Raw genomic sequence first — 21,716 nt, forward strand, 5'->3', positions numbered from 1 at the left:
GGCGGGGAGAAACGATGGAGACCACACAGCAGGCCGAGCAGCAGCGCTCGGCCCAGCAGAGACGGCGCCAGTTGCTGGAGGCCGCCGACCGCGTGGTGCTCCGCGACGGACCCCAGGCGTCCATGAACGCCATCGCCGCCGAGGCGGGCATCACGAAGCCCATTCTGTACCGGCACTTCGGCGACAAGGGCGGGCTGTACCGGGCGCTCGCCAAGCGGCACACCGACGCGCTGCTCGACGCCCTGCGCGCGGCGCTGGACGCGCCGGCCGAGCGGCGCCAGCGGGTCGAGGCCACGCTGGACACGTACCTGTACGCCATCGAGGCGCGTCCGCAGGTGTACCGCTTCCTGATGCATCCGGCCGAGGACGCCCAGCCGACCGAGGCCGGGTTCGACGTCGGCCGGCATTCGGCGCCGCTGCTGCGCAGGCTCGGCGAGGAGCTGGCCACCGTCATCGAGGAGCGGGTCGACCTCGGCCCCGACGGCCAGCAGCTCGCCCGTATCTGGGGGCATGGCATCGTCGGCATGATGCACGCGGCCGGCGACTGGTGGCTCGGCGAACGCCCCTGCTCGCGTGAGCAGTTGGTGCGCACCCTGGCGGACATGCTGTGGGGCAGGCTGGCGAGCGTCGACAATCGCGCCGGCGGCCCCGGCTTCTGAACCACCAGGGCCGGGGTGCGTCACCCGCTCCACGGCGCCCGGCGGGCCGCCCGCAGCACCTTGGCCTTGCGCCACCCCGTCAGCCGGTCCGGGTAGACCTTGCCGGCCAGATGATCGCACTCGTGCTGCAGGCAGCGGGCGAAGAAGCCGCCGCCGTCCAGCCGTACCGGACCGCCCTCGCGGTCGAAGCCCTCGACCACCGCGTGGTCGAACCGCTCGGTTCCCGCCTCGATGCCGGGCAGCGAGAGACAGCCCTCGGGACCGCGTACGACGACGCCGTCCGCCTCGACGAGCCGCGGGTTGACGACGTGTCCGAGATGGCGCACGTCCTCGTCGTCGGGGCAGTCGTACACGAACACCCGCAGCCCCACGCCGATCTGATTGGCGGACAGGCCGACGCCGCGCGCCGCGTACATCGTCGCGTAGAGATCCTCGATCAGTCCGCCGAGGGCGGGGCCGAAGTCCGTGACGGGTTCGCAGGGAGCGTGCAGCACCGGGTCGCCGAGCATTCGCATGGCTCGTACTCGCCCGGTACTGCCGGGGATCGGGCGGTTTCGCATGCCGGTCAGGGTACGGTCCAGGTGACCTCCGTCTTCTGCCCGGTGCCGCAGTTCGGGTCCGTGGCCGGATCTCGATAGGCTGACCCACGGACCGACCCAAGGAGGATCAAGGACGATGGCAGGCAACACGGAGCCGCTGTCGCCGCGGGCCAAACTGGCCGTGACGGCGGGCAAGGCCGCAGCGGCGGTGTCGCGCGCTGCCGGGCGTGGCAGCGGATCGGTGATCGGCGGGAAGGTGGCGCTGAGACTCGACCCCGATCTGCTGGGCCGGCTCGCGCAGCACCTCGACGTCATCCTGGTGTCGGCGACGAACGGCAAGACCACCACCACCCGCCTGATCGCGGAGGCCCTGCGCGCCGCCGGGCCCGTGGTCTCGAACGCGCTGGGCGCGAACATGCCGGCCGGCATCACCTCGGCCCTGGCCGGCGGTTCCGACGCCAGGTTCGGTGTGATCGAGGTGGACGAGAAGTACCTCGCCGGGGTGGCACGCGACACGACACCCAAGGCGATCGCGCTGCTCAACCTCTCCCGCGACCAGCTCGACCGCGCGGCGGAGACCCGGATGCTCGCCGAGAAGTGGCGTGAGGGCCTGGCCGGCACGAAGGCGGTCGTCATCGCCAACGCCGACGACCCGCTGATCGTGTGGGCCGCCTCCTCGTCCCCGAACGTGGTGTGGGTGGCGGCCGGCCAGGAGTGGAAGGACGACGCCTGGTCGTGCCCCTCCTGCGGCGGTGTGATGCAGCGCCCCGGCGACGACTGGTTCTGCGGCGAGTGCGGCTTCCGCAGGCCCTCCCCCAGTTGGGTGCTGCACGGCGACCACGTGCTCGACCCGCACGGCTCGGCCTGGCCGATCCACCTCCAGTTGCCGGGCCGCGCCAACAAGGCGAACGCGGCGACGTCGGCCGCCGTCGCCGCCACCTTCGGCGTACCGCCGCAGGTGGCCCTGGAGCGTATGTGGCAGGTGCAGGCCGTGGCCGGCCGCTACGACGTGGTGTCGTTCCTCGGCCGCGACATCCGGCTGCTGCTCGCGAAGAACCCGGCGGGCTGGCTGGAGACGTTCTCCCTCATCGACCCGCCGCCCACCCCGGTCATCCTCTCCGTCAACGCGCGCGGCGCCGACGGTACGGACACGTCGTGGCTGTGGGACGTCGACTACACCCGGCTGGCCGGACACCCGATCTTCGTCATCGGGGACCGCAAGCTGGACCTCGCGGTGCGCCTTGAGGTGGCCGGGCTCGACTTCCGGGTGTGCGAGAGCCCGGACGAAGCCGTGCAGTCGGCGCCGCCCGGACGTATCGAGGCGATCGCCAACTACACCGCGTTCCAGGATCTGCGCCGCCGCGTCGGCAACTGACACGAAGGACGAGCGAGCATGAGTGAGAGCAGCCTGCGGCTGGTGTGGATCTATCCGGACCTGCTGAGCACGTACGGGGACCAGGGCAACGCCCTCGTGGTGGAGCGCAGGGCCCGGCAGCGGCGGCTCGGGGTCACCCGGGTCGACGTACGCAGCGACCAGCCCATCCCCACCTCCGGTGACATCTACCTCATCGGGGGCGGCGAGGACCGCCCGCAGCGGCTGGCGGCCGAGCGGCTGCGCAGGGACGGCGGGCTCAGCCGCGCCGTGTCCAACGGCGCGATCATCTTCTCGGTCTGCGCCGGCTACCAGATCCTCGGCCACGAGTTCATCAACGACCTCGGTGAGCGCGAGCCGGGTCTTGGGCTGCTCGACGTGGTCTCCACCCGGGGCGAGGGCGAGCGGTGCGTCGGCGACGTGCTGGGCGACATCGACCCGCAGCTCAACCTGCCGCCGCTGACGGGCTTCGAGAACCACCAGGGCATCACCCATCTCGGCCCCGCCGCGAGGCCGTTCGCCCGGGTCAGGCTCGGCAAGGGCAACGGCACGGGGGACGGTACGGAGGGCGCGTTCAACGGCACCGTCTTCGGTACGTACATGCACGGCCCGGTGATGGCGCGGAACCCGCAGATCGCGGATCTGCTGCTGAAGCTGGCGCTCGACGTCAACGCGCTGCCGCCGACGGACGACCGGTGGTTCGAGGCGCTGCGGGCCGAGCGGGTGGCCGCCGCGACTCAGCCCGCCTGACCCGCGCGGGAGCGCCGCAGGACCAGGGCGGGGCCGCCCGCTTGAGGCCTGCTGGACCCACCTGAGCAGGTGTCCAGCAGGCGGACTGCGGGTTCGGTCGGGCCGCTTCGCGCCGGTAGGCTGGCTGGGACCAGACCGGACGATGTGGTCCGGCCCCGGCCCACGTTGCAAAGGTAATCCGGGCAATGCGAATTGGTGTGCTCACCTCCGGCGGCGACTGTCCCGGCCTCAACGCCGTGATCAGGTCCGTCGTGCATCGCGCCGTCGTCGACCACGGCGACGAGGTGATCGGCTTCCACGACGGGTGGAAGGGTCTCCTGGAGTGCGACTACCGCAAGCTCGACCTTGACGCCGTGGGCGGGATCCTGGCCCGCGGGGGCACGATCCTGGGCTCGTCCCGGGTCCAGCCCGCCCATCTGCGGGACGGCGTGGAGCGGGCCAAGGGCCATGTCGCCGACCTCGGTCTCGACGCGATCATCCCGATCGGCGGCGAGGGCACGCTCAAGGCCGCCAATCTGCTCTCCGACGCGGGGCTGCCGATCGTCGGTGTCCCGAAGACCATCGACAACGACATCGCGTCGACGGACGTGACCTTCGGCTTCGACACGGCCGTCGGGGTCGCGACCGAGGCGCTCGACCGGCTCAAGACCACCGCCGAGTCGCACCAGCGGGTGCTGATCGTCGAGGTCATGGGCCGGCACACCGGCTGGATCGCGCTGCACTCCGGCATGGCGGCCGGCGCGCACGCGATCGTGGTGCCGGAGCGGCCCTTCGACATCGGGGAGCTGACCGAACTGGTCGGCAAGCGGTTCTCGGCGGGCAAGCGGTTCGCGATCGTCGTGGTCGCCGAGGGCGCCAAGCCGCGCGAGGGCTCGATGGAGTTCGACGTCGGCGTCAAGGACGCGTACGGCCACGAGCGCTTCGCCGGGGTGGCGCGGCAGCTCTCCATCGAGCTGGAGGAGCGGCTCGGCAAGGAGGCCAGGCCGGTGATACTCGGTCATGTGCAGCGCGGCGGTACGCCGACCGCGTACGACAGGGTGCTGGCGACCCGGTTCGGCTGGCACGCCGTGGAGGCCTCGCACCGCGGCGAGTTCGGCATGCTGACGGCGCTGCGCGGCACGGACATCGTGATGGTGCCGCTGGCGGAGGCCGTCGAGACGCTGAAGACGGTGCCGGCCGAGCGGTACGCCGAGGCGGAGTGCGTGCTGTGACGCGCGGCTGAGAGGGCCCCGCGCGCGAGGGGGATCCGGGGCGGTCCTAGTCTGGTTCGGACAACAGGTACGAATCAGGACTGTCTCGGGAGCTCACGGATGGACCACGGCGGGCACGGCATGACGATGGATCTGCCGCCGTTCACGCTGGGGCGGGGGCTCGCGTACTCGCCCGACACCTTCTTCCTGGTCGGCTGCGTGCTGGCGCTCGTCCTGTACGGCTGGGGCATGGCGCGGCTGGTGCGGCGGGGTGACCGCTGGCCGGTGACGCGCGCCGTGGCCTTCGGGCTCGGCGTGCTGACGGTGGCGCTGATGATGTGCACCGGGCTGAACGACTACGGCATGGTCATGTTCAGCGTGCACATGGTGCAGCACATGGTGATCAGCATGGTCTCGCCGATCCTGCTGCTGCTGGGCGCTCCGGTGACGCTGGCCCTGCGCGCCCTGCCGGTCGCGGCGACGCGCGGCAGCAAGGGGCCGCGCGAGCTGCTGCTGGCGTTCCTGCGGAGCGGGTTCATGCGGGTGGTCACCCACCCCGCCTTCACCATCCCGCTGTTCATCGCGAGCCTCTACGGGCTGTACTTCACGCCGCTGTTCGACTTCCTGATGGAGTCGAAGACCGGGCACGTCGTGATGATGGTGCACTTCCTCGCCGTGGGTCTGGTCTTCTTCTGGCCGATCATGGGGGTCGACCCGGGGCCGCACCGGCCCGGCTATGTGATGCGGATGCTGGAGCTGTTCGCCGGGATGCCGTTCCACGCCTTCTTCGGGATCGCGCTGATGATGGCGAGCGAGCCGATGATCAACGCGTACAAGAACCCGCCGGGCTCGCTCGGCATCGACGCGCTGACCGACCAGAGCGCGGCGGGCGGTATCGCCTGGGCGTTCAGCGAGATCCCGTCCGTGCTGGTGCTGATCGCGCTGGTGTACCAGTGGTACCGCTCGGAGCAGCGCCAGGCGAAGCGCTCGGACCGCGCGGCGGACCGGGACGGCGACAAGGAGCTGGCGGCGTACAACGCGTACCTCGCGTCGCTGCAGGCGAGGCAGTAGGGCCTGATCCACCGGACAGGCCCGTAGTAGCGCCAACCGGGCGGCGTGGGTGAGGATGGCAGTCACGGCTTTCGGCCGGGAGGAGGACGACATGTCCGGATCCACGAAGACCATGGGTGTGCTCACCGTCGGTGCGCTGGTCATGGTGACCGCCTACACGGCGGCGCTCGGCAGCAACGGCTGGCTCTGGTTCGGCTGGGTGGTGCTCGGTCTGGTCACCATCGGGATGGTCGCCACCCGCACCCACTGACCGCATCACGCAACCGAAAGGTTGCGCGTCCCTCCGGCACGTGCAACTCTGGAGTTGCACGTGAAGGCCGAGAGGCTGTCTTCCCAGTGGAGGGACTTCCCATGTCCGAGGACCGGATCGAACGAGACATCACCATCGACGCGTCCGTGGAGCGCGTCTGGGCCGTGCTGACCGAGCCCGAGCATGTGGGGAGCTGGTTCGGGCAGGGCAAGCCGACCCCGGTCGACCTGCGGCCCGGCGGGATCATGGTGCTGGACCACGGCGACTTCGGCGTGTTCCGGACGAAGATCGTGACCGTCGACCCGCCGCGGTACTTCTCGTACCGCTGGGCGAGCGCCTTCCCCGCGCAGGTGGCCGACGAGACCAACTCGACCCTGGTGGAGTTCACCCTCACCCCGGAGGGCGACGGCACGCACCTGCGCGTGGTCGAGACGGGCTTCGCTGCCCTCGACATCCCCGAGGACCGCGCCCACGCGGCGTCGCACGCGAGCCACAGCGAGGGCTGGACCGAGATGGTGGGCACCATCCAGAAGTACGCCCAGAACGACGGGGAATGACCGCCGGATGACAGCGGATTCCGCGCAGGACGCGGTGACGGACGTCCTCGCCGCGCTGGCCGACCCGACCAGGCGGCGGATCCTGGACGCCCTCGCCGCGCACGGCGAGGCGACGGCCACGGTCCTCGCCGCCGAACTGCCGGTCAGCCGCCAGGCGATCGTCAAGCATCTCGCCGTACTGGACAAGGCCGGCCTGGTCGCGGGCCGCAGGGAGGGCCGTGAGGCGCGGTTCACGGTCCGGCCCGAGGGGCTCGGGGCGACGGCGCGCTGGATGGACCGGATCGCGGCCGACTGGGACGCCCGGCTGTCGGTCATCAAGCGGCTGGCCGAGGCTCCTGCCGCCGCTCCCCCGGAGACGGCTCCGGACGCGCCGGAGCCCGGCTGACCCCACCGGGGAGAGCCGGGCTCCGAGGAACCGTGCGTCGGCTACTTCGAGTCGCCCGTACGGGCCGGTGTATTGCCGTTGTGGTGCTGCGCACCGCCGTCCGCACCCGCGCCGCCCGAACCGGGGCGCCGCTGGAGCGAGTTCAGGATGGCCATGCCCTGACCGACCAGACCCGCCGCCATCTCGTTGACACCGTCGGTGCCGTTGAGGATGGTGAGGTTCGAGTCCGCCATGCCGCGCGCCGCGGCGTCGGCCAGCGCGGGCAGCACCTCGACGATGCGGTTGGCCGCGATCAGTTCCTGGTTGCCGTCCCGCAGCGACTCGGCGCGTGCGCTGTTCGCGTCGGCCTGCGCCTGGGCGAGGGTCCGCTCGGCGTACGCGCTGCCGTCCGCCTCGAACTTCGCCTGGTCGCGCGCCGCTTCGGCCAGGGTGCGCTGCCGGTACGCCTCCGCGTCGGCCGGCCGCCTGACCTCCGCTTCGAGCCGCTGGGCGGCCAGTTGGGCCTGACGCTCCGCCAGGGCCGTCTGCTGCTCGATGACTTCCTGCGACGCCCTCGCCTCGGCGAGCGGTCCGGCCTGCGCCGCGCGCGCCCTGACCTGTTCGGTCTCGGCCTGGAAGCCGGCCCGCTTGATCGAGGTGTCCCGCTCGTACTCGGCCTTCAGTGCCTCCGCCTGCTGCTCGCGCTCGGCCGCCTCCTGGTCCGCCCTGGCGGCGGCGATACGCGCCTGGCTGGCGACGGCCGCCGCGTGCGGGGCGGCGAGGTTGTTGATGTAGCCGGTGTTGTCCTCGATCTCCTGGATCTGCAGGGCATCCACGACGATGCCGAGCTTCTCCATCTCGCTGTGGCTGCCCGCCTTCACCTCCTGGGCGACCCTGTCCCGCTCGCGGATGATCTGCTCGACGGTCAGGCCGCCGATGATGGACCGCAGATGGCCGGCGAAGATCCGGCCGACCAGCTCCTCCATCCGGTCCTGCTCCGCCAGGAAGCGCCTGGCGGCGTTGGCGATCGACACCGCGTCGTCGCCGACCTTGAAGACGGTCACCGCACGCACCGTCAGCCGGATGCCCTGCTGTGTCACGCAGTCTTCGGCGATCTCCGCCTCCCGCAGCGCCAGCGAGAGCATGCGGGCCTTCTGTTTGATGGGCAGCACGAAGCTTCCGTGGCCCGTGACGATCCGGAACTGGGTGTCCTGGACCTGTCGTTTGGAGCCGGAGATCAGCATTGCCTCGTTGGGCGCTGGAACATGCCAGAACAGCATGGCGAAACTCCTGTCGTACTACATGGTTTCGTACTACACGTTTGTCCGGAGAACAGGGCCCGGGAAAATCCGGGCACCGTCGGGCTCAGGACGGAAGGGGCTCCACCATCACCGAGCGCGCCGAGATGCTGTCGGTGACAATCACCCTGATGTGTTGTCCGATCGGCCGGTCGGACCACGCCGCGTACGCCTCGGAGCCACCCCGTACGGCCACCAGAACCTCGCCCGGTCCGCCGTCCGGGATCGGCACGGTGACTCTGCCGACCGCTCCTACCGGGCTCTGCGAAGACTCATCTGCCGCGCACATAGGTCGTTTCCCCCACCTCCAGCGCCCCCTCACCCACATCCATAGGGCGACCACGCCTTCCGGAGGCCCACGCCTCCAACCTCGCCGGCCTCCCGGGAACACCCGGGTACACACGGCCGACGGCGACACGCCCCCGTTACGTTCACAGTACTCCGGGAGATGTCGGCTGAGTATCACTGCCACGGGCTGTATCAGGACCGTGAAAAACGGGTGCGCGGCCTACAAGCGCCCGGCCGCCACGATCCGGCTCAGGAACCGCTGCGTCCGCTTCTGCCGGGGGGCGCCGAAGACCTCGTCCGGGGTGCCGCGCTCCAGGACGACACCGTCGTCCAGGAAGCACACCTGGTCGGCCACCTCCCGGGCGAAGGCCATCTCGTGGGTGGCGAGGACCATGGTCATCCCCTCGCCCTTGAGGTCCCGTACGACCGACAGCACCTCGCCGACCAGCTCGGGGTCGAGGGCCGCGGTGATCTCGTCCAGGAGCAGCAGCCGGGGCCGTACCGCGAGGGCCCGGACGATCGCGGCGCGCTGCTGCTGGCCGCCGCTCAGCCGGTCGGGATACTCCTGCGCCTTGTCCCCGAGCCCCAGTCGGACCAGCAGCTCCATGGCCCGCTCCGTCGCCTCGTCGCGCGGGGTGCCGAGGACCCGGCGGGGCGCGAGGGTGACGTTCTGCAGGACGGTCATGTGCGGGAAGAGGTTGTACGACTGGAAGACCACGCCGATCCTGCGGCGCACCGCGTCGGGGTCGGTCCGCGGGTCGGTGATCTCCTCGCCGTCGAGGAAGATCGCCCCGTCGTCGATCTCCTCCAGCAGATTGGCGCAGCGCAGCAGGGTGGACTTGCCGGAGCCCGAGGCGCCGATCAGGGCGGTCACCGTGTGCGGGGGTACGTCGAGGCTGACGTCGCGCAGCACGACCCGGCCGTCGCCGAAGGTCTTGCGTACGGCATCGAGGCGCAGCACCGGCGCGGCGTCGGCGGTCATACGGTCCCTCCCTGGGCGCGCCTGCGGTCGGTCCGCGCGGTCAGCCAGTCGATGAAGCGGGTCATCGGGATGGTCAGGGCGACGAAGACGAGTCCCGCGACGACGTACGGCGTGAAGTTGAAGTACTTGCCGGAGAGGATCTGGGCCGCGTAGACGGCGTCGACGGCGCCGGCGATCGAGACGAGTCCGGTGTCCTTCTGGAGCGACACGAGATCGTTGAGGAGCGGCGGGATGACCCGCCGCACCGCCTGCGGCAGCACGACGTAGCGCAGCGTCTTGGCGTAGGACAGGCCGAGCGAGCGGGCGGCGGCGCGCTGCGAGGGGTGGACGGATTCGATGCCGGCCCGGAAGACCTCGGCGACGTACGCGGAGTAGGTCAGCACGAGGGCGGCGCCGCCGAGCACGACGGGGTCGGTCGGCACGCCTTGCAGCCGCAGTGCCGGTACGCCGAAGACGATGACCAGCAGGCAGATGATCAGGGGCAGGCCGCGGAAGAAGTCGGTGTACGCGGTGGCGAGGGCGCGCAGCGGGAAGAAGACCGGGCCGCGCAGGGTGCGGGCGACGGCGAGCAGCAGCCCAAGAGCCAGGACGCACACACCGCAGATGGCGAGCAGCTTCAGGTTGAGCAGCAGTCCCTCGAGGACGTCGGGCAGCGCGATCCGGGCGTACTTACCGCTGAAGAAGATCTCGCGGGTGCGCTGCCAGCCCGGGGAGCCGGTGATGACGAAGTACAGCACGGCCGCCGTCACCAGGGTGGAGAGGGTGGCCACGCCCCGGGCGCGGCGGCTTCTCGCGCGCTTGTACCGTTCGCGTTCCAGCCGCCGCCGCGAGGGTGTGTAGGCCTCGCGGACGGCGGATTCCTCGGTCACTTGAGCACCGGCGCGTCCACGGCCTCGGACAGCCACTGCTTCTCCAGCGCGGCGAGGGTGCCGTCCTTGCGCAGCCCGTCGACAGCGGCGGTGACGCAGCCCGTCAGTGTGCTCTCCCGGTCGAGGACGAGCCCGAACTGCTCGGGTGTGCCCGCCGCCTGGGCGAACTGGCCGACCACCTTCGCGTCGGTCACCTCGGCCGAGGTGATGTAGAAGCCGGTGGGCAGGTCGACGACGATGGCGTCGACCTGCTTGTTGTTCAGCGCGGACTTGGCGAAGTCGTTCTTCTGGAAGACGGCCGGCTTCTGGGCCGGCTTGATGATCTCGTTGATGGTGTCGAGGCTGGTGGTGCCGACCTGGGCGCCGAGTTTCGCGCCCTTGAGGTCGGCGACGGTCTTCGCCTTGGCGTACGGGGACGACTTGAGCGCGATGACGGCCTGGCGGACGTCGTAGTAGCCGGACGAGAAGTCGACGGCCTGCTTGCGCTCGTCGCTCACGCTGACCTGGTTGATGTCGAAGTCGAACTTCTTCGCGCCAGGGGCGAAGGAGTTGTTGAACGGCACCGTCTGCCAGACGACCTGGTCCTTCTCGTAGCCGAGCGCCTTGGCGACGGAGTAGGCGACGGCGGACTCGAAGCCCTTGCCGCTCGCCGGGTCGTCGTCCTGGAACCACGGCGCGTACGCCGGCTTGTCCGTCCCTACGGTCAGCTTCCCCTTGGTGGCGGTCGCGAGCTGCCCCTTGGCGCAGGAGCCCGCTGCGGGGGACGAGGCGGCGGACGAGGAGGAGGCGTCCGTGGACGCGGACTCCTCCTGCGGGGCGCAGCCGGCGGCCGCGCCGGCGGCTATGACGAGGACGGCGGGCAGCCAGGCCCGGGCGCTGAGGTGCATGGCGCGAGAATTACACCTGGTGGGGGTGTGTGTCGAGATCGTTTCATTGCGATCAGGTGAATTCGCCCCGGTACGTCAGGTACGCCGCCGCCTGCCGTGGCTGTGCCGCCCGCCGCCGCCCCCGCCCGCGGCGGCCGCGTCGCGGTGCGGGCGGAAGAGCAGCAGATAGACGGTGGTCACGATGGTCACCGCCTGGGCGATGACGGTGAGCCGCTTCTGGCCGTACCAGATCGGCTCGTACATGTTCGGGAACCAGCCGAGTTCGCCGACGTTGTCGTAGCGGTACACCAGCAGGAGTGCGAGCCCGCCTGCCGCGACCGACCAGGCGAAGACGTCGCCGGGCACCCGCCGCCACACCAGCACGAGCAGCGCCGCCAGCGCGGCTGCGCCCGCCTCGATGCGGAAGAGGGTGCCCTGGCTGATCGCGGTCGTCGTGATCGCGTCGTACCGGTCCGCCAGATGGGCGTGCAGATACGCGTCGACGGCGAGGCCGGCGGCGGCGAGCACCCGGGCGGTTCCCCGCAGAAGGCGACCGGAGGTCGATGACGGCATGGCTGCTCCATTCGAGCCGCCGGCCGGCGGCGGGGACCGGGGTCACTTGACGGTGAGTGTGCCCGTCATGAACGGGTGGATCGTGCAGTCGAACGGGTAGGCACCGGTCTTCGAGGGTGCGGTGAAGGTGGTCGTCTTGCCCACCGCGATGTCACCGGTGTTGAAGGCTTTGCCCTTGGTCGCCGTCATGGTGTGCGTCGTCGTGTCCGAGTTGGTGACGGTGACCTTGGTGCCGGGCGCGACGCTCAGTGTGGCGGGCTTGAACTTGAAGTTCTTGATGACGACCTTCGCGGCCGTCTTCCCCGGCTGCGCCGAGGACGACGAACTGCCGGACGGACTCGGTACAGCGGTGGTGGCAGCGGGAGTTGACGAACTGTCACCGCTGCCTCCGCCGTTGCTGTCGGAGCAGCCGACGAGGGCGGTCAGACAGACGGCGGAGGCGACGGCGGCGAACCGTGCCCGGCCGGTGTGGCGTGACAACTGCATGAGGTCTCCGAAACGCTCGTCGGCCGGACAGGGCCGGACCGGCCGGGGGTCGGTGGCCGCCGGGGGTCGGTGGCCGCCGGGATCAGTAACCGGTACCGCCGCTGTTCTGCGCGCTCTTGGTGATCTGCTTGCCCGCCGGGTCGACGACGTACCACTTGGCACCGAACTGGTCGAGGCCCTGGCCGTTGGTGTTGCCGGCCTTCGTGTCGCCCTGGAACCGGTAGAGCGGGTGGCCGTTGTACGCGACCTGCTTCACACCACCGGACCGGTCGATCGTCGTGAGCAGGTTCGCCTTGAGGCCGCTGCCCAGCGTCGGCTTGGTCTTGTCGGTGAGCGGCGGCCACGCCGCTGCGCACGCACCGGTGCAGTTGGACTTGGTCTTGGTGTCCTTGTCGAACAGGTACAGCGTCCGGCCCTTGTCGTCGACGAGGATCTTGCCGAGCGATCCCTTCGCGACGGCCAGGGTGGGCTTCGCCGCTGACGTGGCGGAAGCGGAGGCGGAGGTCGAAGCCGACGCCGACGCCGAAGCGGCCACCTCGACCTTGCGGCCGTTGTCGTGGCTCCCGGTGGTGTGGCTGTCGTTGTCACTGCCGCTGCCGGAGCACCCGGCGACCGCCGCTGCGAACAGCAGGGCCGCGGCCGTCGCTGTGACTGTCCTGGTGTGCTGTCTCATGAAGGGACTCCTCTGGGTCCGTCCGGCCACCCCGTGCGGGCAGCGCGAGGCCGGCCCAGGCGGGGCCGCCAGCCCCAGTGGACAGCAGGCAGCGACCCCCGGCCACCGGGACGGGTCCGTCCGGGTGCCGGGGGTCGCGGGGAGGGGTCAGGCTTCCTCGAAGTAGGCGTCCAGCACCGCGTCGAGTCCGGCCTCCCACTCCTTGAGGCTGCTCCTGGCGGGTGCCTCGACGTCCGCCTCGTACGAGTGGCGGTCCGTCGTGTGGACCGTGACGGCGAAGCGGCGTCCGAACCGGGGGCTGCCGATCTCGACGGCGCCGATCTCGTCCCAGCGGAACTCCGCTTCCTCCTCGTCCAGTTGGAGCCGTACGCCGGTACGGTCCGCGGAGACCGAGCTGCGCCGGTCGCTGACCTCGAAGACGGGCCCCTCGGCTGCTCCGGCGGCGTCCCGCGCCGCGTCGTCCTCCGCTGCGGCGGGCTCCGCTGCGCCAGGTTCCTCGGCGGCGGGTTCGTCGGCGGGCTCTGCCACGGCCGGGCTCCCGGCCTGCCGCTCGGCGGCGTCCTGCGGCGCTTCCTCGGGGACGGTGTCGTCGGCCTCCTCGGCGGTACGGGGTGCCATGAGCCCAGGGATGTATCCGGGATCGGTTCCCGCTGCGGGTACGGGCTGGATTTTCGGATCGATGCGCTCCACGGCGGGCAGTATGGTCGATGAACCTGTGCGAGGACCACTCGGTCCCGGTCCGGCAGAGTGAGGAGCACAACGCCGTGTTCTACTACGTGCTCAAGTACGTCCTGCTAGGCCCGCTGTTGCGAGGTTTGTTCCGGCCGAGGATCGAGGGTCTGGAACATATCCCCGCGGACGGGGCGGCGATCGTCGCCGGCAACCATCTCTCGTTCTCCGACCACTTCTTGATGCCGACGATGCTCAAGCGCCGCATCACCTTCCTGGCCAAGGCGGAGTACTTCACCGGGCGCGGCCCCAAGGGGCGGCTCACCGCCTTCTTCTTCCGGAGCATCGGTCAGATCCCGGTGGACCGCTCGGGCAAGGAGGCGGGCAAGGCGGCCATCCGCGAGGGGCTGGGGGTGCTCTCCAGGGGCGAGTTGCTGGGGATCTACCCGGAGGGCACCAGGTCGCTCGACGGCCGCCTGTACAAGGGCAAGGTGGGGGTCGCCGTGATGGCGATCAGCGCCGGGGTGCCGGTGGTGCCGTGCGCCATGGTGGGCACGTTCGAGCTCCAGCCTCCGGGGCGCAAGCTCCCCCGGATCGGCCGGGTCACCATCCGCTTCGGCAAGCCGCTGGAGTTCTCGCGCTACGCGGGCCTGGAGAACGAGAAGGCGGCGATCCGGGCCGTCACCGACGAGATCATGTACGAGATCCTCGCGCTGTCCGGGCAGGAGTACGTGGACCGCTACGCGGCCGATGTGAAGGCCGAGCAGAGCGGACAGAAACGGGGGCGCCCGGCTCGCGCCGGACGCCCCCGCCGTACTGACTGACGCTCTTAACCCACTACAGCGCCTACGGCACCGGCGTGGCGTGCGGGCCGCACGTCGCGTCGTGCCGGTCGAGCGTGCCCTTGAGCAGGTACGCCTCGACCTTGCCGTTGATACACGGATTCACCAGGTTGGTGATGCCGTGCGATCCGGCGTCCTGTTCCGTGATCAGCCGCGAGCCCTTGAACCGCTTGTGCAGTTCGACGGCGCCCGCGTACGGCGTGGCGGCGTCCCGGGTGGACTGCGCGATCAGCACCGGCGGCAGGCCCTTGCCGGTCTTCACCGTCAGCGGGGTCTGCTGCTTGACGCCCCAGGTCGCGCACGGCAGGTTCAGCCAGGCGTTGCCCCAGGTGAGGAACGGGTAGTCGCGGTTGAGGCGGGTGTTGTCCCGGTCCCACTTCTGCCAGCTCGTGGGCCACTTGGCGTCGGCGCACTCGACGGCGGTGTAGACCGCGTTGCCGTTCTCGGCGGAGATGTTGCCCGCCGTGTTCGACAGGTCAGGACCGGCCGCGTCGACCAGTGCCTGGGTGTCGCCTTCCCGGAACTTGCTCCAGACGTCCGCGGTCGGGACCCAGCTCGAGTCGTAGTACGCGGCGCCCTGGAACAGCACGTCCAGCTCGTTGGGTCCGACGACCCCGCCGAACGGCGCCTTCTTGGCGGCGGCGCGCAGCGTCTCGTACTCCGCGGCGACCTTTGCCCTGGTCGTGCCGATGTGGAAGACCGCGTCGTTCTTGGCGACCCAGGTCATCCAGTCGGCGAACCGGCCCTCGAAGGCGACGTCCTGGTCCAGGTTGGCCTGGTACCAGATCTTCTCCTTCGACGGGTTGACGACGCTGTCGACGACCATGCGCCGGACGTGCGACGGGAAGAGCGTGCCGTAGACGGCGCCCAGGTACGTCCCGTAGGAGACACCCAGGTAGTTGAGCTTCTTCTCGCCGAGCCCGGCCCTGATGACATCCAGGTCGCGTGCCGTGTTGGGCGTCGTCATGTGCGGCAGCATCCAACCGCTGCGCTCCTTGCAGCCGTCCGCGTACTCGGCGGCGAGCTTGCGCTGGGCGCGCTTGTCCGCCTCGCTGCCGGGCCGCGGGTCGAGCTTCGGCGCCTTGACGTACTCCTGCGGGTCGATGCAGGAGATGGGCGACGAGTGGCCGACGCCGCGCGGGTCGAAGCCGACGAAGTCGTACGCCTTCGCCGCGCTCGCCCAGATGGCGTTCTTGTTGACGACCCTGGCGGGGAACGCCATGCCGGAGCCGCCGGGGCCGCCCGGGTTGTAGATGAGCGCGCCTTGGCGCTCCGCCGCCGTACCGGTGTTGCCGATCCGGTCGACGGCGAGCTTGATCTGCTTGCCGTTCGGCTTGGTGTAGTCGAGCGGAACGCTCACCCAGCCGCACTGGATGCCCTTGGCGATGCCCCAGTCGGCGGGGCAGTCCTGCCAGGCGATGCCCGTCTTCGCGGCTCGCTCGGCGGCTATTTTCGCGCCGTACGCGGCCGAGTTGTCGTGATGGCGTCCGTCGGCTGTGGCCGACGGGGCGGCCACGGCGCCGGCTATGAGCGCGCCCGCGAGCAGAGTGCCGGCCGAACCGAGCACTGCTGTGCGTCTCAAGTGGATCCTCCCCCTGTGTGGTGCGCCGCTCGTGGCAGCGCGTGTCCGTTGGGCTCCCCGGGATCCTTTCGTCTGTGACCTTGCTGGGTACAGGCTGTGGGACGATTTTTTTACCGAACTGATCTTTTCAGCGCTCGCACAGCGCCTCGTCGAGCACCCGGCGCAGCAGCCTGGCGTCCGCCGCCACCGCTGTGACCAGCGCGCCAGGTCCGGCGAGCGGGGTGCGGACGGCGGTGTCGCCGAGCAGCAGGGCCTCCTGGGGTTTCTCCGCGAACTCCGGCCCGGCGAGCAGCAACTGGCCCGCGGCCCGGTGGCCGCCGAGGACGGCGGGGCCCGCCCAGCCGCCGGGTGCGCCAGGACCGTACGCCAACTCCTGGTCGAGGAGCGGGCGTCCGGCGTACCGGACGGCGAGCCTGCTGGTGAGGGTGCCGGACTCCTCGCCGTGCCGGCCGAGGATCTGCTCCTCGCGCAGCACGAGCCGGCCGCCGGCCGCGATGTCGGCTTCGGTGCGGGTGCGCAGGTCGCTGCCGCGCACGGAGATGATCTGCTGGGGCAGCCAGTTGAGCGTGGCGCCGTCGCCGACCGTCAACCGCAGGTCGTAGCGGGCGTGTTCGGCGGTGCGGCCGGGCAGCGCGACGGTCGCCGCCGCCGCGTCCACGGTCAGTACGGCGCCGTCCCGTACGTCCACCTCGATGGTGAGCCGGTCGCCGCCGAGCGGCGCTGTCATCGCGCCGACGACGGTGACCCGGATGCCTGGCCCGGTGGCGCGGGTGCGGCGCAGGGCGAGTGGTCCTTCCCCGTGCAGCACGGGCAGCCCGTCCGGTGCGGCGACGATCCGGGCGGTGGCCCGGACGCTCACGCGGCCCAGGCCGCGAGCTGTGCGCGTACCCAGTCGGCGACGGGCCGCACCCCGTCGAGCGCCTCGCCGGGCGCGCCGTGCAGCGACTTCAACGAGGTGAGGACGACGGGGAGTTCGCCGCGCTGCTCCTTGGCGTCGCGGGCCATCCTGCCGAGGTCGGAGCCGACGTGCGGGGCGAGGTCGGTCTTGTTGATGACGAGCAGGTCGGCGGTGCTGACGCCGGGGCCGCCCTTGCGCGGGATGTCGTCGCCGCCGGCCACGTCGATGACGAAGATCTGCGCGTCGACCAGCCCTTTGGAGAAGGTCGCCGTCAGGTTGTCACCGCCGGACTCGACGAGGATCAGGTCGAGCGGTCCCACGGCGTGCTCCAGGTCCTCGACGGCTTCGAGGTTGGCGGAGATGTCGTCGCGGATCGCGGTGTGCGGGCAGGCGCCCGTCTCGACCGCCTGGATGCGCTCGGGCGGCAGGACGGCGTTGCGGAGCAGGAATTCGGCGTCCTCGCGGGTGTAGATGTCGTTGGTGACGACGGCGAGGGAAAGCTGGTCGCGCAGGACCCGGCAGAGCGCGGCGACGGTCGCCGTCTTGCCGGAGCCGACCGGGCCGCCGAGCCCGATGCGCAGGGCGCGCCGGGTGCCGTCGGACCGTACGGCGTCGGCGCTGACGGCGCCGGGACCCGGCTGGGGGTGGTCGAGATGCATGGTGCGGCTCCTTCTTTCGGTGGTGCGTGTTCGGTGGGACCGCCGCTACGAGGCGAACAGCCGTACCGGCCAGGCGGCGTGGGCCTCCGCCGCGATGTCGAGGAGCGGCGCCGAGGCGGCGGGCAGCGCTTCGATGCCGTCGTAGGCGGCGCGCGCGGCCCGTGCGGCGACCTGGTCGAGTTCGGGGGCGAGCCGGGCGAGCACGGCGGTGGCCTGGAACGGGTCGAGGCTGAGCAGGCGTACGACGGCGGTGGCGGGGCCGCTGACGCTCTCGTACGCCGCGCAGTGCCCGGCGTCCTCGGGGGTAAGCCCGGCGGTGCGCGCGGTGAGTCCGAGGACCACCGGCTGGTGCGCGCCGCGCGGCCGGGCGGCGGCGAGTGCGTCCAGCTCATCGCCCGGCCAGGTGGCGCGGGCGGCGCGCATGAACTGTCGGCCGAGTTTGCGCGCGGTCGCCCGCAGGGCGGGCGACGGGGTACGGGCGTCGGCCGCCTCGTCGAGCGCGAGGGGGTCGATGCCGTGGGCCGCCGCCGCGGCGAGCGCGGCGGCGGTCAGGCCTGCGGTGTGCAGCCTGCCCCGGCAGAAGGCCGCGAGGGTCGCGGCGTCATGGATCCGCCCCGCCTTGACGGCCGCCTCGGCGCCGCCGGAGTGGGCGTGGCCCCCGGCGGGGAACCGCCCGTCGGCGAGGACCAGCAGCGCCGCGCGGCTCATCAGAAGAGGAAGTAACGCTGGGCGAGGGGGAGTTCGACGGCGGGGGCGGGCTCGACCGGCTCGCCGTCGATGGTGACGGTGAAGGTGTCGGCGTCGACCTCGACGCGGGGCAGCGCGTCGTTCTCCCGCATGTCGGCCTTGGTGACCTGCCGGGTGCTGGAGATGGCCTTGAACTCCTTGTGCAGGGCGAGGCGTTCGGGCAGTCCGTCGTCCAGCGCCGGCTGCGAGACGAAGTTGACGGAGCCGGCCGCCGCCGCCCGGCCGAGCGCGCCGAACATCGGCCGTGGCAGCACGGGTTGGGGCGTGGGGATGGAGGCGTTGGCGTCGCCCATCTGCGCGTAGGCGATCTGGCCGCCCTTGATGACGAGTTGCGGCTTCACGCCGAAGAAGGCGGGGTCCCAGAGGACGAGGTCGGCGAGTTTGCCGGTCTCGACCGAGCCGATCTCCTGGTCGAGCCCCTGCGCCACCGCCGGGTTGATGGTGTATTTGGCGACATAGCGGCGGACCCGGTGGTTGTCGGCCCGGCCGTCGCCTGCCAGCGCGCCCCGGCGCTTCTTCATCACGTGCGCGGTCTGCCAGGTGCGCATGATCACCTCGCCGATCCGGCCCATGGCCTGGGCGTCGGAGGAGATGATCGAGATGGCGCCGAGGTCGTGCAGGATGTCCTCGGCCGCGATGGTGGAGGGCCGGATCCGGGACTCGGCGAAGGCCAGGTCCTCGGGGACCGCAGGGTTGAGGTGGTGGCACACCATCAGCATGTCGAGGTGTTCCTCGATGGTGTTGACGGTGTGCGGCCGGGTCGGGTTGGTGGAGCTGGGCAGGATGTGCGGCTCGGAGACGACGGTGATGATGTCGGGTGCGTGCCCGCCGCCCGCGCCCTCGGTGTGGTAGGCGTGCACGGTGCGGCCCGCGATGGCGGCGAGGGTGTCGGCGACGAAACCGGCCTCGTTCAGCGTGTCGGTGTGCAGGGCGAGCTGGGCGCCGGTCTCCTCGCAGACGCGCAGGCAGGCGTCGATGACGGCGGGGGTGGCGCCCCAGTCCTCATGGATCTTGAATCCGAGGGCTCCGCCGCGCAGTTGGGAGTGCATGGCGTCGCTCGACATCGTGTTGCCCTTGCCGAGCAGCCCGATGTTGACGGGGAAGGTCTCCAACGCCTCGAACATCCGGGCCAGATGCCAGGGGCCAGGGGTGATGGTGGTGGCCTTGGTGCCTTCGGCGGGTCCGGTGCCGCCGCCGACGAGGGTGGTGATCCCGGCCGACAGCGCCTGGTCGACCAGGGTCGGCGAGATGAAGTGGACGTGCGCGTCGATGGCGCCGGCCGTGACGATCTTGCCGTTGCCCGCGATGACCTCGGTCTCCGGCCCGATGACGAGATCGGGGTGCACCCCGTCCATCGTGTCGGGGTTGCCCGCCTTGCCGACGCCGGTGATCCGGCCGTCCCTGATGCCGATGTCGGCCTTGACGATCCCCCAGTGGTCGATGACGAGCGCGCCGGTGATCACGGTGTCCGGGGCGCCCTGCGCCCGGGTCGTACGGGACTGGCCCATCGACTCGCGGATCACCTTGCCGCCGCCGAACACCGCCTCGTCGCCCGCGAGTCCTGGACCGCCGCTGCGGTCCTCCTCGATCTCGACGAGCAGATCGGTGTCGGCGAGCCGGACCCGGTCGCCGGTGGTGGGGCCGAACAGGTCGGCGTACACCGGGCGGGAGAGCTCAGCCATCGAGGGGACCTCCGGTCTGCGCCCGCAGGCCGGGGACGATACGCAGTCCGGCGAGCGGGACGAGTGTGATGTCGACGGGGATGCCGGGTTCGAAGCGGACGGCGGTGCCCGCCGCGATGTTCAGCCGCTTGCCGTGCGCCGCGGCGCGGTCGAAGTCGAGGCCGGGGTTGACCTCGGCGAAGTGGTAGTGCGAGCCGATCTGGACGGGCCGGTCGGCCACGTTGACGACGGTGAGCGCGGTGGTGTCGCGGCCCTCGTTGAGGACGATGTCCCCGTCGCCGTACAGGATCTCTCCGGGAATCACGGGCGGTTCCTTGCCGTCAGACGATCGGGTCATGGACGGTGACGAGCTTCGTGCCGTCCGGGAAGGTGGCCTCCACCTGCACTTCGTGGATCATCTCGGGGATGCCGTCCATCACGTCGGCGCGGCCGAGCACCGTACGGCCCGAGGCCATCAGTTCGGCGACGGTACGGCCGTCCCTGGCGCCTTCGAGGAGATGTGAGGTGATCAGGGCGACGGCCTCGGGGTGGTTGAGCCGGAGTCCGCGCGCCCTGCGCTTCTCCGCCACGTCCGCTGCCACATGGATGAGCAGGCGTTCCTGCTCGTGCGGGGTCAGTTGCATGTCTCCACCTCACCGTGTCCGGCCCGTGGATGGCCGGACATTGCAGGTTAGAGGCGAAGTTTTTCCGGCGCGTTAACTGATCATGCTCTACCGCTGGTCACGGGGGTGCTCGGAGCGGTGCTGGCCCGCGTGGTGGGCGGCGATGCCGAAGCGGGCCGGTTCGCCGGGAGCTGACGGCCCCGGGCCGACGGACGAGACGGACCGGATCACCTGCTCCTCTTCGCGCTCCCGCTGCTGATCCTGCTCCTGCTCCTGCGCCTCTTCGCGCTCAAGTCGCGCCAGGTCGGCGGCGGACACCAGGGCCACGAGCGGTTTGCCGTGCCGGGTCACGACCACGCGCTCGTCCCCGTAGACGACGCGGTTGATCAGGTCTGCCAGCTCTGCGCGGGCTTGCGTCACCGGAATCTCGTAGGCCATGCTCCCCAGGGTACGCGTTGTACATCCTGTACATTTTTTACAGAGCGCCGCACGAGGAGAGCCATGCCCATGAACCGCCCTTCGGCCCGCTACGTCCTGCCCGAGTTCTCCGAGCGGACCAGCAACGGGACCCGCACGCTCGACCCGTACTCCAAGCTCTTCGAGGAGCGGATCATCTTCCTCGGCACCGCACTCGACGACACCTCGGCCAACGACGTGATCGCCCAGCTCCTGCATCTCGAATACGCGGCGCCGGACCGGGACATCTGCCTGTACATCAACTCGCCCGGCGGCTCGATCAGCGCCATGTCGGCCGTCTACGACACGCTGCAGATGATCACCTGCGACGTGGAGACCGCCTGCCTCGGCCAGGCGGTCTCCACCGCGGCCGTGCTGCTGGCAGCGGGCGCCCCCGGCAAGCGGATGGCGCTGCCGGGCGCCCGGGTCGTGCTCCAGCAGCCCGGCTTCGAGGAACCCGTCCAGGGCCAGCCGTCCGACCTGGCGATCCACGCCGAGGAGTTGCTGCGCCAGCGCGCCATGCTCGCCGGGATCCTCGTACGCCACACCGGCCAGGACGACGAGCGGGTGGCAGCCGACATCGAGCGGGACACGGTCTTCGACGCGGCCGGCGCCCAGGCGTACGGACTGGTCGACCACGTGGTCCGCAACCGCAAGGCGTCGCTGAGCGTTCCGGGACCCGCCCGCGGACGGTGATCCGCGCCACCCGTTCGGCCGCTCCGGCGGCGACACGCCCCGCACGTTCGGCGTAGGAGACCCGGCGGCGGGTTGACGGGCGCGAGTTGCGGGATG

General features: G+C 70.9%; 27 protein-coding genes. 10 read left to right on the plus strand and 17 right to left on the minus strand.

The annotated features are described in order from the left end of the window. Positions 1-14: 14 nt before the first annotated feature. Positions 15-659, plus strand: coding sequence for a TetR/AcrR family transcriptional regulator (locus ACZ63I_RS27195; protein WP_469341713.1), 645 nt, complete (start codon positions 15-17; stop codon positions 657-659). Positions 660-679: 20 nt separating this feature from the next. Here the strand turns inward: ACZ63I_RS27195 and def are convergent, their stop codons facing one another. After that, positions 680-1,219, minus strand: a complete 540-nt coding sequence (gene def, locus ACZ63I_RS27200; RefSeq protein WP_469341715.1) for a peptide deformylase — start codon at positions 1,217-1,219, stop codon at positions 680-682. A 115-nt stretch (positions 1,220-1,334) separates the two neighbouring features. On the opposite strand from def, the gene ACZ63I_RS27205 reads away from it, so the two are divergent. From ACZ63I_RS27205 to ACZ63I_RS27235, 7 genes are all read left to right on the plus strand, one after another. After that, positions 1,335-2,573 (plus strand): MurT ligase domain-containing protein, encoded by a 1,239-nt coding sequence (locus tag ACZ63I_RS27205; protein ID WP_469341716.1) that lies wholly within the window; start codon positions 1,335-1,337, stop codon positions 2,571-2,573. Positions 2,574-2,591: 18 nt separating this feature from the next. Then, complete coding sequence (locus ACZ63I_RS27210; RefSeq protein ID WP_469341718.1) at positions 2,592-3,320, plus strand: type 1 glutamine amidotransferase; 729 nt, start codon at positions 2,592-2,594, stop codon at positions 3,318-3,320. A 185-nt stretch (positions 3,321-3,505) separates the two neighbouring features. Further along, entirely contained in the window at positions 3,506-4,531 is a 1,026-nt protein-coding gene (locus ACZ63I_RS27215; RefSeq protein ID WP_469341719.1) for a 6-phosphofructokinase, read from the plus strand. 99 nt (positions 4,532-4,630) lie between these two features. Next, positions 4,631-5,581: a cytochrome c oxidase assembly protein gene (locus tag ACZ63I_RS27220; RefSeq protein ID WP_469341721.1), complete on the plus strand. Its 951-nt coding sequence runs from the start codon at positions 4,631-4,633 to the stop codon at positions 5,579-5,581. A 91-nt stretch (positions 5,582-5,672) separates the two neighbouring features. Then, positions 5,673-5,831, plus strand: coding sequence for a hypothetical protein (locus ACZ63I_RS27225; protein ID WP_041997981.1), 159 nt, complete (start codon positions 5,673-5,675; stop codon positions 5,829-5,831). 101 nt (positions 5,832-5,932) lie between these two features. Beyond that, entirely contained in the window at positions 5,933-6,388 is a 456-nt protein-coding gene (locus tag ACZ63I_RS27230; protein ID WP_469341722.1) for an SRPBCC family protein, read from the plus strand. A 7-nt stretch (positions 6,389-6,395) separates the two neighbouring features. After that, on the plus strand, positions 6,396-6,773 hold the full coding sequence (locus ACZ63I_RS27235; protein WP_469341723.1) for an ArsR/SmtB family transcription factor: 378 nt from the start codon (positions 6,396-6,398) through the stop codon (positions 6,771-6,773). Between the two features lie 41 nt (positions 6,774-6,814). Here the strand turns inward: ACZ63I_RS27235 and ACZ63I_RS27240 are convergent, their stop codons facing one another. The 8 genes from ACZ63I_RS27240 to ACZ63I_RS27275 form a co-directional block, all read right to left on the minus strand. Next, a complete protein-coding gene (locus ACZ63I_RS27240) occupies positions 6,815-8,032 on the minus strand; it encodes an SPFH domain-containing protein (protein ID WP_469341724.1) in 1,218 nt (405 codons plus the stop codon). Between the two features lie 526 nt (positions 8,033-8,558). Further along, entirely contained in the window at positions 8,559-9,320 is a 762-nt protein-coding gene (locus tag ACZ63I_RS27245; RefSeq protein WP_469341726.1) for an amino acid ABC transporter ATP-binding protein, read from the minus strand. Beyond that, the gene (locus tag ACZ63I_RS27250) at positions 9,317-10,189 is read right to left on the minus strand and encodes an amino acid ABC transporter permease (protein WP_469341727.1); all 873 of its coding nucleotides are present in this window, start codon (positions 10,187-10,189) and stop codon (positions 9,317-9,319) included. Before ACZ63I_RS27250 ends, ACZ63I_RS27245 begins: the two co-directional genes overlap by 4 nt. Next, positions 10,186-11,076: an ABC transporter substrate-binding protein gene (locus tag ACZ63I_RS27255; protein WP_469341728.1), complete on the minus strand. Its 891-nt coding sequence runs from the start codon at positions 11,074-11,076 to the stop codon at positions 10,186-10,188. Before ACZ63I_RS27255 ends, ACZ63I_RS27250 begins: the two co-directional genes overlap by 4 nt. 75 nt (positions 11,077-11,151) lie before the next feature. After that, positions 11,152-11,628 carry a hypothetical protein gene (locus ACZ63I_RS27260; RefSeq protein WP_469341729.1) on the minus strand — a complete coding sequence of 159 codons (477 nt, stop codon included), beginning with the start codon at positions 11,626-11,628 and terminating at the stop codon, positions 11,152-11,154. Between the two features lie 42 nt (positions 11,629-11,670). After that, positions 11,671-12,114, minus strand: coding sequence for a cupredoxin domain-containing protein (locus ACZ63I_RS27265; protein WP_469341730.1), 444 nt, complete (start codon positions 12,112-12,114; stop codon positions 11,671-11,673). A gap of 82 nt (positions 12,115-12,196) precedes the next feature. Further along, the gene (locus ACZ63I_RS27270; RefSeq protein ID WP_469341731.1) at positions 12,197-12,787 is read right to left on the minus strand and encodes a COG4315 family predicted lipoprotein; all 591 of its coding nucleotides are present in this window, start codon (positions 12,785-12,787) and stop codon (positions 12,197-12,199) included. A 147-nt stretch (positions 12,788-12,934) separates the two neighbouring features. Continuing rightward, positions 12,935-13,405 carry a hypothetical protein gene (locus tag ACZ63I_RS27275; protein WP_469341732.1) on the minus strand — a complete coding sequence of 157 codons (471 nt, stop codon included), beginning with the start codon at positions 13,403-13,405 and terminating at the stop codon, positions 12,935-12,937. A gap of 146 nt (positions 13,406-13,551) precedes the next feature. Between ACZ63I_RS27275 and ACZ63I_RS27280 the strand changes: the two genes are divergently transcribed. Then, a complete protein-coding gene (locus ACZ63I_RS27280) occupies positions 13,552-14,280 on the plus strand; it encodes a lysophospholipid acyltransferase family protein (RefSeq protein WP_469341962.1) in 729 nt (242 codons plus the stop codon). Positions 14,281-14,302: 22 nt separating this feature from the next. On the opposite strand, the gene ACZ63I_RS27285 is transcribed toward ACZ63I_RS27280, so the two are convergent. The 8 genes from ACZ63I_RS27285 to ACZ63I_RS27320 form a co-directional block, all read right to left on the minus strand. Then, positions 14,303-15,880, minus strand: coding sequence for an alpha/beta hydrolase (locus tag ACZ63I_RS27285; protein ID WP_469341733.1), 1,578 nt, complete (start codon positions 15,878-15,880; stop codon positions 14,303-14,305). 127 nt (positions 15,881-16,007) lie between these two features. After that, positions 16,008-16,739, minus strand: coding sequence for an urease accessory protein UreD (locus ACZ63I_RS27290; RefSeq protein ID WP_469341735.1), 732 nt, complete (start codon positions 16,737-16,739; stop codon positions 16,008-16,010). Further along, complete coding sequence (gene ureG / locus ACZ63I_RS27295; protein ID WP_469341736.1) at positions 16,736-17,437, minus strand: urease accessory protein UreG; 702 nt, start codon at positions 17,435-17,437, stop codon at positions 16,736-16,738. The genes ACZ63I_RS27290 and ureG overlap by 4 nt, the downstream gene beginning before the upstream one ends. A gap of 45 nt (positions 17,438-17,482) precedes the next feature. Then, positions 17,483-18,145 carry an urease accessory protein UreF gene (locus ACZ63I_RS27300; protein ID WP_469341737.1) on the minus strand — a complete coding sequence of 221 codons (663 nt, stop codon included), beginning with the start codon at positions 18,143-18,145 and terminating at the stop codon, positions 17,483-17,485. Continuing rightward, positions 18,145-19,866, minus strand: a complete 1,722-nt coding sequence (locus tag ACZ63I_RS27305) for an urease subunit alpha (RefSeq protein WP_469341738.1) — start codon at positions 19,864-19,866, stop codon at positions 18,145-18,147. The genes ACZ63I_RS27300 and ACZ63I_RS27305 overlap by 1 nt, the downstream gene beginning before the upstream one ends. Beyond that, on the minus strand, positions 19,859-20,170 hold the full coding sequence (locus ACZ63I_RS27310) for an urease subunit beta (protein ID WP_469341739.1): 312 nt from the start codon (positions 20,168-20,170) through the stop codon (positions 19,859-19,861). The genes ACZ63I_RS27305 and ACZ63I_RS27310 overlap by 8 nt, the downstream gene beginning before the upstream one ends. A 16-nt stretch (positions 20,171-20,186) precedes the next feature. Further along, a complete protein-coding gene (locus tag ACZ63I_RS27315) occupies positions 20,187-20,489 on the minus strand; it encodes an urease subunit gamma (protein ID WP_041997949.1) in 303 nt (100 codons plus the stop codon). 87 nt (positions 20,490-20,576) lie between these two features. After that, positions 20,577-20,906 carry a type II toxin-antitoxin system Phd/YefM family antitoxin gene (locus tag ACZ63I_RS27320; protein ID WP_469341740.1) on the minus strand — a complete coding sequence of 110 codons (330 nt, stop codon included), beginning with the start codon at positions 20,904-20,906 and terminating at the stop codon, positions 20,577-20,579. A gap of 69 nt (positions 20,907-20,975) precedes the next feature. Here ACZ63I_RS27320 and ACZ63I_RS27325 point away from each other — a divergent pair, with 69 nt between their 5' ends. Beyond that, complete coding sequence (locus ACZ63I_RS27325) at positions 20,976-21,620, plus strand: ATP-dependent Clp protease proteolytic subunit (protein ID WP_469341741.1); 645 nt, start codon at positions 20,976-20,978, stop codon at positions 21,618-21,620. Positions 21,621-21,716: the final 96 nt, after the last annotated feature.

This window comes from Streptomyces sp. NPDC087906, assembly GCF_055584925.1.